The sequence below is a fragment of the Rathayibacter caricis DSM 15933 genome, from assembly GCF_003044275.1.
Taxonomy (GTDB): domain Bacteria; phylum Actinomycetota; class Actinomycetes; order Actinomycetales; family Microbacteriaceae; genus Rathayibacter; species Rathayibacter caricis.
Genome location: NZ_PZPL01000001.1, coordinates 715,724 through 729,817, shown reverse-complemented (window position 1 = coordinate 729,817; position 14,094 = coordinate 715,724). Strand labels below are relative to the sequence as shown.

Sequence of the window (14,094 nt, the reverse complement as noted above, 5' to 3'; positions counted from 1 at the left end):
AAGGGGCGGGGTGTGACGCCCACCCGCCCGCCGTTGGTCACTTTCCGCTGGTCCGAGTGCGTCGGAGCCGCAGAAAGTGACCAACCGGGATCGGCCTGAACGGGGGACGCCGCGGCGACCGCCGACGCGCCAGACTCAGGTGCCGCCGCTCGGCGCCCCCGCAAGAGGAGACCGCCATGACCGCGACCGGCCAGCGCCCGACCGACGACGGCATGGCCGAGTTCGGCTACCGGCCGTCGCTGCGGCGCGGCATCGGGCGTTTCGGCAGCTTCGCGGCCGGAGTCAGCTACATCTCGATCCTGACCGGCACGTTCCAGCTCTTCTACTTCGGTTTCGGACTCGGCGGCCCCGCGTACTGGTGGTCGTGGCCGATCGTGTTCGCGGGGCAGCTGACCGTGGCGCTCTGCTTCGCCGAGCTGGCCGGCCGCTACCCGGTCGCCGGCTCCGTCTACAACTGGAGCAAGCGGATCGCGGGTCCGACGGTCGGCTGGCTCGCGGGCTGGATGATGGCCACGGCCTCGGTCGTCACGCTCGCGGCCGTGGTGCTCGCGTACCAGGCCACGCTGCCGCGCATCTGGAGCGGCTTCCAGCTCGTCGGCGACGGCACGGGCACGAGCTTCGGAGTCAGCGCGGTGATCTGGGGCGCGATCCTCATCCTGTTCACGACCGTCGTGAACGCGGTCGGCGTGACGCTGATGGCCCGGATCAACAGCACCGGCGTGCTGGTCGAGCTGATCGCGGCCGTGCTGCTGGTGATCGTCCTCGCGGCGAGCATCGTGAATCCGCCGACGGTGCTGATCGACACAGCGGGCTACGGAGACGCGGGCGGCTACGCGGGCGCGTTCCTGATCGCGGCAATCGCCTCCGCCTACGTGATGTACGGCTTCGACACCGCCGGCTCCCTCGCGGAGGAGACCGTCGATCCGCGCAGGACCGGCCCGGCCGCGATCCTCCGCGCCGTGATCGCGTCGTTCGTGCTGGGCGGGCTGATCCTGCTGCTCGGGATCCTCGCGGCGCCCGATCTCGCCGACCCGGCGCTCGGCGAGGCCTCGGGCGGACTGCAGCTGATCGTGCTGCAGGCCCTCGGCGGGCCGCTCGGCACGGTGTTCCTGCTCTGCATCGTGGTCGCGATCACGGTCTGCGCGCTCGCGGTGCACACGGCGGGCATCCGACTGGTCTTCGCGATGGCGCGCGACAACGCCCTGCCGGGCAGTGCGGTGCTCGCCCGCATCGATCCGCGACGGAGGACCCCGATCGCCCCCGCGATCGTGATCGGCGTGCTCGCGGTGCTGATCCTCGCGGTGAACATCGGCACGCCCGAGATCTTCACGGCGGTCACGAGCGTGGCGGTGGTGCTGATCTACCTGGCCTACCTGCTGGTCACGGTGCCGCTGCTCGTGCGGCGCCTCCGCGGAGAGTGGCCGCGCGTCACGGGTTCGTTCTCGCTCGGGCGGCTGGGGCTGCCGGTGAACGTCGTCGCCGTGCTGTGGGGCGCGGCGATGACGGTCAACCTGGCGTGGCCGCGCGTCGAGGTCTACGGCGACGCGGGGGCGCTGCAGTACATCGCGCTGATCGCGGTCGCGGTGGTCGTCGTGGTCGGGCTGGGCTGGTACCTGCTGCGCGGGCGCCACCGGCTGGGCACGCTGCCCGAGCACGCGCGCGAGGAGTGACTCGCGATCGCTGCGCTGCGCCGGACGTCGCGCCTCAGTCCTGCAGCTCTTCGTTCGGATCGAGCAGCCGCTACGCGGTGACCGACACCGTGGACCCGTCGACCACGTCCGTCCGCACCGGCCAGGATCCCCGCTCGGCCGACGGGTAGGGCGCGGCGAAGAGGGTGCTGCCCACCAGCGCGCCCGCGGTCGAGTTCGCTTTCCAGCCGAGGAACGCGACCGCGGATCCCTGCGGGGGGATCTCGATCCGCTGGACGCCCGGATCCGTGGTCATCGTCGTGCTGCCGGGTTCGAAGACGACCGGCAGCTCGGACCCGTTCTGATCGGCGAACGCGAGGTCGAGGTAGCCCTCGATCGTGCAGGGGGTGTCGGAGAAGTTGAGCAGAGTGATCGAGAGGCTGCGGCTTCCGGCGGCGGCGTCCTGTCCGCCGAGCAGGAGCGTCGAGACGTCGCTCGTGCAGAGCGTCGGATCGGCAGGAGGCTCGCCGGGCGCGGCCATGGGTGGCGGCGTGCCCTCGGCGTAGGGGTCGGGGAGGGCTCCGTCCGCCTCGTCGAAGCCGCCGGCGATCGCCTCCGCCTGCACTGCTGCGATCATCGCACCGCGATGCCCTCCGACTCCGACCGCGACGACCGCGACGAGAGCGAGGACGGCGAGGGTGGGCACGAGAAACCTCCTCGTCGGCGTCTCCGCGGGAGCCGACCCGAGGCGTTTCGCGAGCACCGCGGGCAGCCAACCGAGCACGAGCCCCCAGTACGCGCCCAGGCCCGCCTGCGTGCCGAGCCCGTTCAGCAACCACTGCAGCCGCGGGGCGGGGAGCGAGACCAGGATCGTCACGAGATCCGCGGCCAGGCCGACGACGGCTCCCGCGACGATCGCGGCGAACCACCCGCCCACGACCGTGGTGCCGGCGCGATCCACTGCACGTGTGGTCGCGAGGTGCGCGAGGGCCACGGCGCCGGCTCCGATCGCCGCGGCGACGAGAGGCCAGGGGAGCGGTTGCGCCCACACGGTCGTCGGGATCGTGGCGGGGAGCACCGCCCCGATCGAGCCGCTGAGATACCCGTTCCAGGTCATTCCGCCGTTCACGGCTCCGCTCGCGATCCAGAGCACCCCGGCCGCGACCGCACCGATCCGGTTGCTGTTCCTCATGCGCACCTCCGCCCGCAGGCTAGACGACCCGTCCCGCGCGTCGACCGCCGTGCGTCAGCGCGGACCGGCGCCGAGTTGCCCGGAACGGTCGTCGGACGCGGCGTGTCGGGGACCGTTCCGGGCGACTCGGCGGAGGGGGACGCTCGAGCAAGGCGCGTCACTCCGCGCGGACCTCGCTCGCGGACTTGTCGGCGCGCCAGCCGCGCCAGACGGGCTGGCGCAGGGTGCCGGAGGAGGTGCGCTCGCGGTAGCGGACCTCGCCGACCAGCACCGGCTCGAGCCAGTGCACGCCGCGGGCGTCGACCGGCGGCACCGACACGGCGGGCTCCTCCGTCTCGTGCTCGCCGAGGCGGGCGACGAGGCCGCGGCGCTCGCGGTCGCTGAAGCCGGTGCCGACGCGGCCGGAGTAGGCGAGGCGGCCGTCCTCGGCGGGGATCGCGGTGAGGAGCGAGCCGACCGAACCCTGCAGACCGCCCTCACCCGGGCGCCAGCCGACGATCACGACCTCCTGCACGCGGTGGTGGGTCAGCTTGATCCAGTCGCCCGAGCGCGCGCCGACCCGGTAGCGGGAGTCGCGGCGCTTCGCGACGACGCCCTCGAGGCCGAGGGTGAGGCTCGTCGCCATCGCCTCCTCGAGGTCGCCGTCGAAGACGTCGGGCACGTGCACGCGCTCGTTCTCGGTGACGAGCTCGACCAGGGCCTCGCGGCGAGCGGAGTAAGGGGAGCCGGTGAGGTCCTCGCCGGCGCGCTCGAGCAGGTCGAACACCATCAGGTGCACGGGGGTGGAGCGGGCGGCGACCTCGATCTCGCGCGCCTTCGTCAGGCCGCCGCGGGTCTGCAGTGCGCCGAAGTCGGGGCGTCCGCGGGCGTCGAGGGCGACGATCTCGCCGTCGAGGACGGCGTCGTCGGCGGCCTCCGCGAGCGGGGCGTGCAGGTCCGGGAAGGCGGGGGTGAGGTCGTTGCCGTTCCGGCTGGTCAGGGTCACGGTTCCGTTCTGCACGCGGACGATCGCGCGGTAGCCGTCCCACTTCATCTCGATCGCGGAGTCGTCGCCGATGTCGAGCGGGCGGCCCTTGGTCGCGAGCATGGGGCGGTACTCGCGGCGCGGCTCCGATGCCTCGTCGTTCACGGGAGACTCGTCGGGCGCAGTTCTCGGCGTCTTCGGGCCCACCGCGGCCCGCGCCTTCCCCGCCGCCGGCCGCCCGTGAGTCCCGTGCCCCCCGTGCGCCCCGGCGCCATCAGGTGCAGCAGCCAGTTCTTCTCGTCTCCGCGACCGCCCTTCGCTCCCGTGTGCAGCAGCGCGTACCGCCGCGGCTCGCCGCCGAGCCCGCCGTCGGGCCGCCCCGTCAGCACCGCGATGACCTCCTCGCCCTCGCGCCACTTCTCGAGCGCGAAGGTGCCCTCGTCCCAGATCCGCACCTCTCCGCCGCCGTACTCGCCCGCGGGGATCGTGCCCTCGAAGGTCGCGTACTCGAGCGGATGGTCCTCCGTCTGCACGGCGAGCCGGTTCGGATCGCCCTCGAGCGGCGGCCCCTTCGGCACCGCCCAGCTCACGAGCACCCCGTCGTGCTCGAGCCGGAAGTCGTAGTGCAGCCGCCGTGCGTGGTGCTCCTGGATCACGAACGAGTCGCCCGACGAGGTCGCTCCCGTGCCCGGTTCGGGGACGGGCTCGGGCGTCTTCGCGGCGTCGCGCATGCTGCGGTAGGCGGCGAGGCGGTCGGCGGAGGCGTCGGTCGCCGCGAATCCGGCGAGCCGCTCCGGACTCGGCTCGAGCCCCGCCTCGCGCGCGGCGAGCACCGGCCGCAGCAGGTCGCCGCTCTCGCGCAGGCGCTCGACGACCTCCTCCGGCGCGAGATGGCGCAGTCCCTCCGCCCCGATCTCCTCCCACGTGCGCGGTGCCGCGGCGAACGGCCGCAGGCGGCCCCGGAGGGAGTAGGGCGCGATCGTGGTCTTCGCCGCGTTGTTCTGACTCCAGTCGACGAGCACCTTGCCCTCGCGCAGGGTCTTCTTCATGTCCGAGACGACGAGGTCGCGGTGGTCGGCCTCGAGCGCCTTCGCGAGCTCGTGTGCGACGGCCGAGATCTGGTCGCTCGAGGCGGAGGCGTCGAGCGGGCAGTAGAGGTGGAGTCCCTTGCTGCCGCTGGTCACGGGGTAGGGCTCGAGCCCCATCCCCTCGAGCAGGTCGCGGGCGAGGAACGCGACCTCGGCGCACTCCGCGAGCCCCGCGCCCTCGCCGGGGTCGAGGTCGAGCACGAGGCGGTCGGGCGGGCGGCGCTCGCCGCCGGATCCGACCCGCCACTGCGGCACGTGCAGCTCGAGTGCTGCCTGCTGCGCGAGCCAGGTGAGGCCCGCGACGTCGTCGACGAGCGGGTACTCGACGTCGCGCGAGCTGTGCGCGAGGCGCGTGCGGCTCAGCCAGTACGGGGCGGAGGAGGGCAGGTTCTTCTCGAAGAAGACCTCGCCCGGATGCTCGGCCGTGCCCACTCCGTCGACCCAGCGCTTGCGGGTGACGGGCCGGCGGGCGAGGTGCGGCAGCAGGGCGTCGGCGACGGACGCGTAGTACGCGAGGACGTCGGCCTTGGTGAAGCCCGCCTCCGGGTACACGATCTTGTCGAGGTTGGTCAGCTTCAGCCGCCGCCCGCCGACCGAGACGAGCTGCTGCGGGGATGCCATCCCCTCATGGTGGAGTCCCGCGTCCAGCGAGGGAACCCCGGAGCGTCGAGGGAGCCCCGGCCTGCGGGTTCCCTCGACGGTTCGGGGTTCCCTCGGCGACGGCGGGTAGCGTCGAGCCACCACTTCGAAGGAGACCCCGTGCTCACCGACATCCCCCTGACCACCATCGACGGAGCCGCGTCGACCCTCGCCGACTACGCGCCCGTCAAGCTCATCGTCAACGTCGCCTCCCGCTGCGGCCTCGCTCCGCAGTACGAGAAGCTCGAGGCGCTGCAGAAGACCTACGGCGACCGCGGATTCACGGTCCTCGGCTTCCCGAGCAACCAGTTCCTGCAGGAGCTCAGCGACGAGGACAAGATCAAGCAGTACTGCTCGACGACCTGGGGCGTGACGTTCCCGATGTTCGAGAAGGTCAAGGTGAACGGCAAGTCCGCTCACCCCCTCTACGCGGAGCTGACGAAGGCCGAGGACGAGGCGGGCAAGGCCGGCAAGGTGAAGTGGAACTTCGAGAAGTTCCTGGTCACGGCCGACGGCACCGTGCACCGCTTCCGCCCGACGGTCGAGCCGGACGACCCGCGCATCGTCGAGCTGATCGAGGCGTCGCTGCCCGCGCAGTAGGCGGAGCGGTGCAGAACGTCCGTTGAGAAGGGGGGATGTCGGCTGACAGCCGCTACGTTCCCTTCTCAGCTGATGTTCTGCAGCGCGCGGATGCGGGAGCGCCTCAGCTCGCCCGCAGTCCCGCTTCGACCCGCGCCACCGACGGCTCGATGCCCTCCGGGCACACGATGTCGGTTACCTCGAACGGCGTCCGCCGCGTGATCGGGATCATCTCGATCCCGTCGACATGGCGCAGCAGCACGAGTCCGCCGTCGCCCGCCCGCAGGCTCCGGCGCACTTGGCGCAGGAAGATGCCCGCCATGTCGAGCTCCACGACGAAGCTGCGCCCGTTGATCGTGATCCGCGAGCCGATGACCGGCTGCGACGAGGTCGAGACCGAGTCCGGGAGCCGACGCACGTCCGACGCGTCCTTCCGCGAGAACGGTGCGGGAGCGGTCAGGGTGCTGCGTCCGGTCGCCCGTGCGGTGTCGGTCATCGTCGTCTCCGTCCGTGACGCGCCCGGTGCGGATCTCGACGGGCGCTGTCACCTCAGGCTAGGATCCGGCCCTCCGCGGCGGGATGGGCTTGACGGATGCGCCGGCGCGAGGCAGCGGGGGTCAGCCCCGCGGCTCCTGCGGCTCGGGAGTGACGGCCAGCTCGCCGTGCATGCTCGCGGCGCTGAGCATCTGCTCGATCCACGCGCGGTTCAGCTTCTGCTGGTGCGTCTCGCGGAACCGGAAGTGCAGCGGCACCGCGGGGTGCAGCCAGACGGAGCTGCGGCCGTGGCCGGTCGAGGCGTCCTCGGCCCAGGACAGCGAGAAGGCCTCGTTGCGCCGGAGCTTCGAGAGCACGGCGACCTTCAGGTGGGCGAGGACGCGCTCCTCGAACTCGATCTCGAGGTTCTGCGGTCCGTAGATGAGAGTGGCCACGGGCCCCCTTCGTGTCTGCGGGCGGCCCGGCGCGGACGGCTCCGCAGGGAAACTAACGTCTCGAGCGCCCGGGGCGGGAATCGGCGCAGAGACACGCCGTAGCCCCATTGACACCCCGCGGGGGATGCTGCAGTCAGCCCTCGTCCCACCCCGTCTGCGGAGTGGCACAGGTGCCGCGGAACACGTACTGCGACGGCGCCTTGCGCTGGTGCGAGGACCAGTCGATGGCCGGGCGCCGCTGCTCCGGAGGCAGGTAGCCGAGCCGGTAGACCGCCATCAGCTCCAGGTCATCCGGCACCGCCAGGAGCGACTCGATCCTCGCCCAGGCGCCCGGCACCTCCATCGGGAACGAGACGAACTGGATGCCCATGCCGAGCTCGACCGTGCTCAGCCAGACGTTCTCCATCGCCGCGCCCATGCTGAAGACGGAGTAGAAGGACGACAGCTCGCCCGGGCGGTACTCGGAGCGGTCGAGCATCACGCCGAGCAGGAGCGGCGATCCGGCGACGAGCTTCCGGTTCTCCTCGCCGAGGGTCTGCGGCACGCGGAGCGAATTCATCAGGAACTGCCCGCGCTTGGTGAACACCTGCTTGGTGAACGGGCGCAGCGGAGCCGGCAGCTTGTCGAACAGCATGCCGTCGCGGCGCTGCTCCATCTCCTCCTGGCTGAAGCGGAAGTAGGGCTTGTAGCGCTCGAAGAAGGTGCCGTTCGACAGGGCGGTGGTCATGCTCGAGCCGCTGATCTCGGCGATCCGGTCGATGGTGTCCCGCTCCTCGATCAGCACGAAGCGCCACGGCTGGCTGTTCAGCTGCGAGGGAGCGCGTCCGGCGACCTCCATCAGGAGGCGCTGGTGCTCCTCGGAGACGGGATCGGGCAGGAAGGGGCCGTTGGTGGTCTTGCGGCGGCGCACGACGTCGAGGAACTCCATGCCCTCATCCTGCCCACCCGTCCCGGGAGGGGGCAGGGGGTCGGACCGGGTACGATTTCGGAGCCCGCGCCTCGGCGGGCCGACAGGAGCGGTGCCCGATGAAGAACTCCCGAGTGGTCTTCTACCTCATCGGAGGCGTCCTCATCCTCGGCTCCGGCATCTCGTCGGCGATGCGGGGCGACGTGTCCGTCCCCGACATCATCACGATCGTGTGCGGACTGGCGATCCTGGCGCTCGCCGCGTGGGAGTACTTCCGCTCCCAGAAGCGCGGGTCGGGCTCGGACGAGCCGAAGGTCGGGCCTCCGCGCTGAGCGGCGTCCGGCGCTGATCTCCGCCTTCCTCCGCGAGTCAGCGCCTCGAGAGCACGACCCCGGCGATGACGAACGGAGCCGCGGCCAGCGCGATCGCGGGATGCCGGCGTCCGTGCGTCCCCGCGAACGGGATGACCGCGAGCGGCACCACCGCGGGAGCGAGCGCCGCGGCCGCGCGCGCATCCGACCGCAGCAGAGCGGCGAGGGCCGCGCCGGTCAGCGCCGACGTCGCGATGTACAGCGCGTGGTGGACCCAGTGCCAGCGCCCCGTCCGCACGACACCGGTCGCGACCGCGGTCCCGAGCGCGCAGTTGGCGGAGTAGCTGACGGCGGCCGCGCTCATCCAGCCGCGGGCGGCGCTCACTCCGCGGGGCCCCGCGTCAGCAGCAGCCGGTACGGAGCCGCCCGCTCCACCCGCCAGCCCTCGGGCGCGACGGCGCGCAGCTCCGACGCGGTGTAGCTGCGGCGCACCGAGAGCGAGCCGTCGTAGTGCAGGAACGAGCCTGCGGCGAGCGGGCGCGTGGCGACGGAGTAGGCCGTGTAGGCCAGGCGCGAGCGCTCGATGTCGTTGTGCAGCGCGCGGGGAGCGAGCCGAGCGCTGTCCTCGAGGAGCGACGCGAGCGCCTGGGGAGTCAGGTGGTGCAGCAGGTGGTTCGACACGACCAGGTCGAACTCCTCGCCCTCGTCGACCAGGTCGGCGCTGCTCGCCCGGCGGAACTCGACGCCCGGGGTGCCCGGCCGAGCGGTCGCGAAGGCGAAGGCGCGCTCGTCCGGATCGACGGCGGTGATCGCGAGTCGGAGCCCGTCCTCGCGCGCCCAGCCCGCGAGGGCGAGAGCGACGTCGCCGCCGCCCGAGCCGATGTCGAGCAGCCTCGTGGGCTCGTGCTCGTCGAGCAGCGGGCGGATGCGGGAGCGGTACAGCCCGCGCCAGCCGGAGACGAGGCGGTTCACGGCGCCGAAGCGCGCGTACGTCGCGTCCAGGAGGGCCCGGTCGCACGCCGGGTCGTCCATCAGCTCCTGCGCCTCGAGCTCGCGGTGGCGGAGGTCCGGGGCGAGCGGCGCCCTCACTCCCCGCCCCGCTTCGTGAGCAGGCCCATCTCGACGGTGAGGCCCGGCCCGAACGCCATGGCGCCGATCCGCTCGCCGTCGGCCGACTCGCCGTGCAGCAGGCGGCGCAGGATGAACAGCACCGTCGCGCTCGACATGTTGCCGGCCGTGCGCAGCACCTCGCGCGACGGGTGCATCTGCTCGTCGTCGAGCCCGAGCGCGGTCTGCACCCGGTCGAGGATGCTGCGCCCGCCCGGGTGGACGGCCCAGCGCTGCACGCCCCGCGGTCCGGCCTCGCCGAGCAGCGGGGCCAGGGCGCCCGTGATGTTCTGGCCGATGATCGCCGGCACGTAGGTGCTCAGGCGCATCGTGAAGCCGTGGTCGCCGATCGTCCAGGCCATCTCGTCCTCGCCCTCGGGGGTGAGTGTCGTGTCGAGCGCGTCGATCTCGAGGACCGGGGTGCCCAGCTCCGGAGGGCGCGCGGTGACGACGGCCGCCGCGCCTCCGTCGGCGAACACCGAGGTGGCGACGATCTGCTCGGGATCGTTGGAGGACGTCAGGTGGATCGTGCAGATCTCGACGGCGACGACGAGAACGACCGCGTCCGGATCCGCGTCGCAGAACGCCTTCGCGGCGCGGAGCCCGGGGAAGGCGCCGTAGCAGCCCATGAAGCCGAGGTGGAACCGCTGCGTCGACGGCGACAGGCCGAGGGCGCGGACCAGCTGGTAGTCGGGGCCCGGCGCGTAGAAGCCCGTGCACGAGACCGTGACGACGTGGGTCACGTCGTCGGCGGTCAGCGAGGCCGCCTCGAGCGCGCGTCGAGCGGAGTCGGCGAACAGCTCGGGCGCACGGGCGGCGTAGAGCGCGTTGCGCGCCGCGGTGCCCGGATTCAGCACGGCGTTCGAGCGGGCGTCGTAGAAGACGCTCGCCCCCTCCCGCACCTCGCGGTCGAGCTCGTCGACCACGGTGTGCCGGGTCTCGATCGCGGACGCGTCGAACGCGGCGCCGAGGAGCCTCGAGCCGAGCCGACTGATGCCCTCCTGTGCGGCGAAGAGGTCGCGCACGTCCCCCTGGCGCAGCACCGTCGCCGGTACGGCCGTCTCGATGCTGCGGATGTGCACGCTCACCCGCAGGAACCTATCCCAGGAACCTGCGGGTGAGCGCTCCTCGGCGGAATCAGAGGATCGGCTTCCCGCCGGTGACGGCGATCGTCGCCCCGCTCATGTAGCTGCCCTCGTCGGACGCGAGCAGGACGTAGGCGTGCGCGACCTCGGCCGGCTGGCCGGGTCGGCCCAGCGGCACGTTCTCGCCGAAGGAGGCGACCGCCTCCGGAGGCATCGTCGACGGGATCAGCGGGGTCCAGATCGGGCCCGGAGCGACCGCGTTCGCGCGGATGCCCTTCTCGCCGAGCGCCTGCGCGAACGAGGCGGTCATGCTCAGCATCCCCGACTTCGTGGCGGCGTAGGGGAGCAGCTGGTACGACGGCTGGTCGGACTGCACCGAGCTGGTCGCGATGATCGACGCGCCGGGCCGGAGGTGCGGGATCGCCGCCTTCACCAGGTGGAAGTAGGCGCTGAGGTTGGTCGCGATCGTCCGGTCCCACTCCTCGTCGGGGATGTCGGTGATCTCCTCGTGGCTCATCTGGAAGGCCGCGTTGCTGACGAGGACCTCGAGGTGGCCGAGGGTCTCGACGGTCTGCGACACGGCGGCGCGGCACTGGGCGGGGTCGCGCAGGTCCCCGGGGAGCAGGAGCGCCTCCCGGCCCGCCTCGCGAACCCACTTCGCGGTGTCCTCGGCGTCCTCGTGCTCGTCGAGGTAGGCGATGGCGACGTCGGCGCCCTCCCGCGCGAACGCGATCGCGACCGCCTTGCCGATGCCGCTGTCGGCGCCGGTGACCAGGGCGACCTTCCCGCTGAGACGGCCGGTGCCGCGATAGCTCTCCTCGCCGTGGTCGGCCTTCGGGGTCAGCTCGGCCTCGGTGCCGGGCGGGGTCTGCTCAGGGGATTCCGGAGTCATGACTCTCCCTCTCGTGTCGGTGGGTGGGTCGTTCCATGGAAGCCGACAGCGGAGGGGGAGCGCAGGGGGTTGACGCTCCTCCGGGCTCGCACGAGCGTGCGGAGACGGACCGGAACGCTGCCGTTCCTCGTCAAGCCCGCGACACCGGGGCCCTGCAGGGCCTTGACTGTGCACACCGCCGAACCCCGTCGGCGGTACCCCAGGAGGTCGTCATGAGCATCCCCACCGACTCCGGTCGCGACAGCAGCGACCCGCGACGCGACGACACGACGGCGCACGCCGCCGGAGAGACGCGTCGGTTCGAGACCGCCCCGCAGAGCGGGAGCGCGTCGAGCACCACGTCGTCGAGCACGTCGGACCGGTCCGACTCGTCGAGCGCCCCCGAGCACCGCGCGCCCGTCGATCCCGACTCGGCCGAGGCCAAGCAGGCCCGCGCCGCCACCCGCAAGGACATCCACGACCGCGAGCGCGAGCGCTTCGGCGGGCTGAAGATCGGCTGCGCCTTCTTCGGCTGGCTCGCCGCGACCGGCCTCGCGGTGATCCTCACCGCCCTGGTCACCGCGATCGGAGCGGCCGTCGTCGGCACGCAGGACGTCACCGCCGACCTCGCCGCCGACCCGGTCGCGTTCGGCTGGGCGGGCGCGATCGCGCTGCTGGTCATCCTCTTCGTCGCGTACTACTGCGGCGGCTACGTCGCCGGCCGCATGGCCCGCTTCAGCGGAGCGAAGCAGGGAGTGGCGGTGTGGGCGTGGGCCGTCGTGGTCACGATCCTCGTGGGCATCGCCTCGGCGGTCACCGGAGGCACGCAGGTGCTCTCGGCCGTCAGCAGCTTCCCGCGCATCCCGCTCGACGGCAGCGACGCGACCATCGCCGCGGTCCTGACGGCGCTCGCCGCGCTGGTCGTCGCGCTGATCGCCGCAGTGCTCGGCGGGCTCGCCGGCATGCGCTTCCACCGCCGCGTCGACCGCGAGGGACTGGCCGGCCTCACCGTCTGACCCCTTCCGCGAGATGCCACTCCAGTACGGCCCGCTCGGCGTGCCGCGTACCGGAGTGGCATCTCGCCTACGCTCGCGGAGTGGTCCCCCGCGCCGCTGCTCTCGCCCTCGACCTGCAGGAGTGGGCGGCCCCTGCTCCGCTCCTCGGCCTCCGCGACGAGTACCTCGCGTTCCTCGCCGAGCACGGTGAGGGAGCTCTCGAGCGCAGCCTCGGGCCCGAGCACATCACCGCGAGCTGCTTCGTGCTCTCGCCGGAGCTCGACCGCGTCCTGCTCTGCTTCCACGGCAAGGGCCGCTTCTGGGTGCAGCTCGGCGGGCACATCGAGCCCGGCGACGCCTCCGTGGCGGACGCGGCTCTGCGCGAGGCGCGCGAGGAGAGCGGAGTCGCGTCGCTCGCTCCGCTCGGATCGCTGCCCCTCGACCTCGACCGGCACGGGTTGGGCGGCGGCTTCGGACGCTGCTCCCGGCACTGGGACATCGGCTACGGCGCGATCGCGGACCCGTCGGCACTCGTCGTGGTGAGCGACGAGAGCGAGGACGTGGCCTGGTTCCCCGTCGACGCCCTGCCCGAGGAGGTTCCGCCCGGGTTCGCGGGGCGGCTGGCCGGTGCGGTGCGGGCCGCTCGCGCCGTGGCGCGTTCGTAACCGAGGACGGATCGCGCCGGATCGTCACCAGAGCGGGACTCAGGCACTCTCGCCCTCGGTTGCGCACCGGTCGCGTGGCGCCTTGCGGCACGATGGGGCGATGAGCACCCCGCAGCGCCCCGTCGTCGTCCTCGCGGGAGCGAGCGGCTTCCTCGGCACCGACCTCTCCCGCCGCTTCGAGCGGGCGGGCTGGACCGTGCGCCGCATCGGCCGGTCGGGTCCGGATGCGCGCTGGGGCGACTCCGCCGGGCTCGTCCGCGCCGTCGACGGCGCGCGTCTGCTCGTGAACCTCGCGGGGAAGAGCGTCGACTGCCGGTACACGGCTGCGAACCGCGCCGAGATCCTCCGCTCGCGCGTCGAGACCACCGACGAGCTGCACCGTGCGGTCGCGGCGGCCGCGACTCCGCCGCCCGTGTGGATGAACTCGAGCACCGCGACGATCTACCGGCACGAGGAGGAGCGCGCGAACACCGAGGCGGAGGGCGTGATCGGCGAGGGCTTCTCGGTCGATGTCGCGACAGCGTGGGAGCGCGGGTTCTTCTCGGGCGAGACGCCCGGCACGCGCCGCGTCGCGCTCCGGATGGCGATCGTGCTGGGCGACGGACCCGCGACCGGCATGCTGCTGCGCCTCGCGCGCCTCGGCCTTGGCGGACCGCAGTACGACGGCCGCTGGCCCGCGACGCGCGGTCGCCGGGCGGCGGGGGTGCACCACGAGTACCGGGCCACGCACGGCCGCCAGCACTTCAGCTGGATCCACGTCGAGGACGTGTTCCGCTCGATCCTGTTCCTGGAGGAGTCGTCGCTCGAAGGCCCGGTGAACCTCGCGTCCCCGAATCCCAGCGACAACACGGAGCTGTCGCGCCTGCTGCGCTCCGCCGTCGGTCGCCGCCTCGGCCTGCCCGCCCCGCGCTTCGTCCTCGAGCCCGCGATGCTGCTGCTGCGCACCGAGCCCGAACTCCTCCTCAAGAGCCGCTGGGTCGTCCCGGGGCGCCTCGAGGACGCGGGCTTCGCCTTCGCCCACCCGGACCTCGGCGAGGCCCTCCGCGACGTCGCCGCCACCGCCTGACCCGTCGTCTCTCGACGAGAGCCTGCACAACGAAGGCTCACCGCTCCGATCCGAGCACTTCCCCCGGT

Annotated in this window: 16 protein-coding genes; 6 read left to right on the top strand and 10 right to left on the bottom strand. The window is 72.6% G+C overall.

Features of this window, described 5'->3' with window-relative positions:
• Window positions 1-176 precede the first annotated feature (176 nt).
• Window positions 177-1,670, top strand: coding sequence for an APC family permease (locus C1I63_RS03395; protein WP_107573773.1), 1,494 nt, complete (start codon window positions 177-179; stop codon window positions 1,668-1,670).
• A gap of 70 nt (window positions 1,671-1,740) precedes the next feature.
• On the opposite strand, the gene C1I63_RS03390 is transcribed toward C1I63_RS03395, so the two are convergent.
• From C1I63_RS03390 to ligD (C1I63_RS20415), 3 genes are all read right to left on the bottom strand, one after another.
• Window positions 1,741-2,820 (bottom strand): DUF4232 domain-containing protein, encoded by a 1,080-nt coding sequence (locus tag C1I63_RS03390; protein WP_107573772.1) that lies wholly within the window; start codon window positions 2,818-2,820, stop codon window positions 1,741-1,743.
• A 157-nt stretch (window positions 2,821-2,977) separates the two neighbouring features.
• Window positions 2,978-3,949, bottom strand: a complete 972-nt coding sequence (ligD, locus tag C1I63_RS20420; RefSeq protein WP_425326972.1) for a non-homologous end-joining DNA ligase — start codon at window positions 3,947-3,949, stop codon at window positions 2,978-2,980.
• Window positions 3,946-5,493 (bottom strand): non-homologous end-joining DNA ligase, encoded by a 1,548-nt coding sequence (gene ligD, locus C1I63_RS20415; protein ID WP_425326971.1) that lies wholly within the window; start codon window positions 5,491-5,493, stop codon window positions 3,946-3,948. Before ligD (C1I63_RS20415) ends, ligD (C1I63_RS20420) begins: the two co-directional genes overlap by 4 nt.
• Window positions 5,494-5,631: 138 nt before the next feature.
• On the opposite strand from ligD (C1I63_RS20415), the gene C1I63_RS03380 reads away from it, so the two are divergent.
• Window positions 5,632-6,111: a glutathione peroxidase gene (locus C1I63_RS03380; protein ID WP_236720182.1), complete on the top strand. Its 480-nt coding sequence runs from the start codon at window positions 5,632-5,634 to the stop codon at window positions 6,109-6,111.
• Window positions 6,112-6,214: 103 nt separating this feature from the next.
• On the opposite strand, the gene C1I63_RS03375 is transcribed toward C1I63_RS03380, so the two are convergent.
• From C1I63_RS03375 to C1I63_RS03365, 3 genes are all read right to left on the bottom strand, one after another.
• Window positions 6,215-6,586: a hypothetical protein gene (locus C1I63_RS03375; protein WP_107573770.1), complete on the bottom strand. Its 372-nt coding sequence runs from the start codon at window positions 6,584-6,586 to the stop codon at window positions 6,215-6,217.
• Between the two features lie 121 nt (window positions 6,587-6,707).
• Window positions 6,708-7,019, bottom strand: coding sequence for a DUF7882 family protein (locus C1I63_RS03370; RefSeq protein ID WP_055789198.1), 312 nt, complete (start codon window positions 7,017-7,019; stop codon window positions 6,708-6,710).
• A 133-nt stretch (window positions 7,020-7,152) separates the two neighbouring features.
• Complete coding sequence (locus tag C1I63_RS03365) at window positions 7,153-7,947, bottom strand: nitroreductase family protein (protein ID WP_055789201.1); 795 nt, start codon at window positions 7,945-7,947, stop codon at window positions 7,153-7,155.
• Between the two features lie 98 nt (window positions 7,948-8,045).
• Between C1I63_RS03365 and C1I63_RS03360 the strand changes: the two genes are divergently transcribed.
• On the top strand, window positions 8,046-8,258 hold the full coding sequence (locus tag C1I63_RS03360; protein ID WP_107573769.1) for a hypothetical protein: 213 nt from the start codon (window positions 8,046-8,048) through the stop codon (window positions 8,256-8,258).
• A 37-nt stretch (window positions 8,259-8,295) separates the two neighbouring features.
• On the opposite strand, the gene C1I63_RS03355 is transcribed toward C1I63_RS03360, so the two are convergent.
• The 4 genes from C1I63_RS03355 to C1I63_RS03340 are packed head-to-tail and all read right to left on the bottom strand — an operon-like array spanning window position 8,296 to window position 11,321.
• The gene (locus C1I63_RS03355; RefSeq protein WP_244906970.1) at window positions 8,296-8,622 is read right to left on the bottom strand and encodes a hypothetical protein; all 327 of its coding nucleotides are present in this window, start codon (window positions 8,620-8,622) and stop codon (window positions 8,296-8,298) included.
• Window positions 8,619-9,326 carry a class I SAM-dependent methyltransferase gene (locus tag C1I63_RS03350; protein WP_230674111.1) on the bottom strand — a complete coding sequence of 236 codons (708 nt, stop codon included), beginning with the start codon at window positions 9,324-9,326 and terminating at the stop codon, window positions 8,619-8,621. Before C1I63_RS03350 ends, C1I63_RS03355 begins: the two co-directional genes overlap by 4 nt.
• A complete protein-coding gene (locus C1I63_RS03345; protein ID WP_107573768.1) occupies window positions 9,323-10,432 on the bottom strand; it encodes a type III polyketide synthase in 1,110 nt (369 codons plus the stop codon). The genes C1I63_RS03350 and C1I63_RS03345 overlap by 4 nt, the downstream gene beginning before the upstream one ends.
• 49 nt (window positions 10,433-10,481) lie before the next feature.
• Window positions 10,482-11,321, bottom strand: coding sequence for an SDR family oxidoreductase (locus C1I63_RS03340; protein WP_055789213.1), 840 nt, complete (start codon window positions 11,319-11,321; stop codon window positions 10,482-10,484).
• 212 nt (window positions 11,322-11,533) lie between these two features.
• Here C1I63_RS03340 and C1I63_RS03335 point away from each other — a divergent pair, with 212 nt between their 5' ends.
• The 3 genes from C1I63_RS03335 (at window position 11,534) to C1I63_RS03325 (ending at window position 14,026) form a co-directional block, all read left to right on the top strand.
• Window positions 11,534-12,316, top strand: a complete 783-nt coding sequence (locus C1I63_RS03335; protein ID WP_211315558.1) for a hypothetical protein — start codon at window positions 11,534-11,536, stop codon at window positions 12,314-12,316.
• A gap of 80 nt (window positions 12,317-12,396) precedes the next feature.
• A complete protein-coding gene (locus C1I63_RS03330) occupies window positions 12,397-12,960 on the top strand; it encodes an NUDIX hydrolase (protein ID WP_244906969.1) in 564 nt (187 codons plus the stop codon).
• 100 nt (window positions 12,961-13,060) lie between these two features.
• On the top strand, window positions 13,061-14,026 hold the full coding sequence (locus C1I63_RS03325) for an epimerase (protein ID WP_107573767.1): 966 nt from the start codon (window positions 13,061-13,063) through the stop codon (window positions 14,024-14,026).
• The last annotated feature ends 68 nt before the right edge of the window (window positions 14,027-14,094 follow it).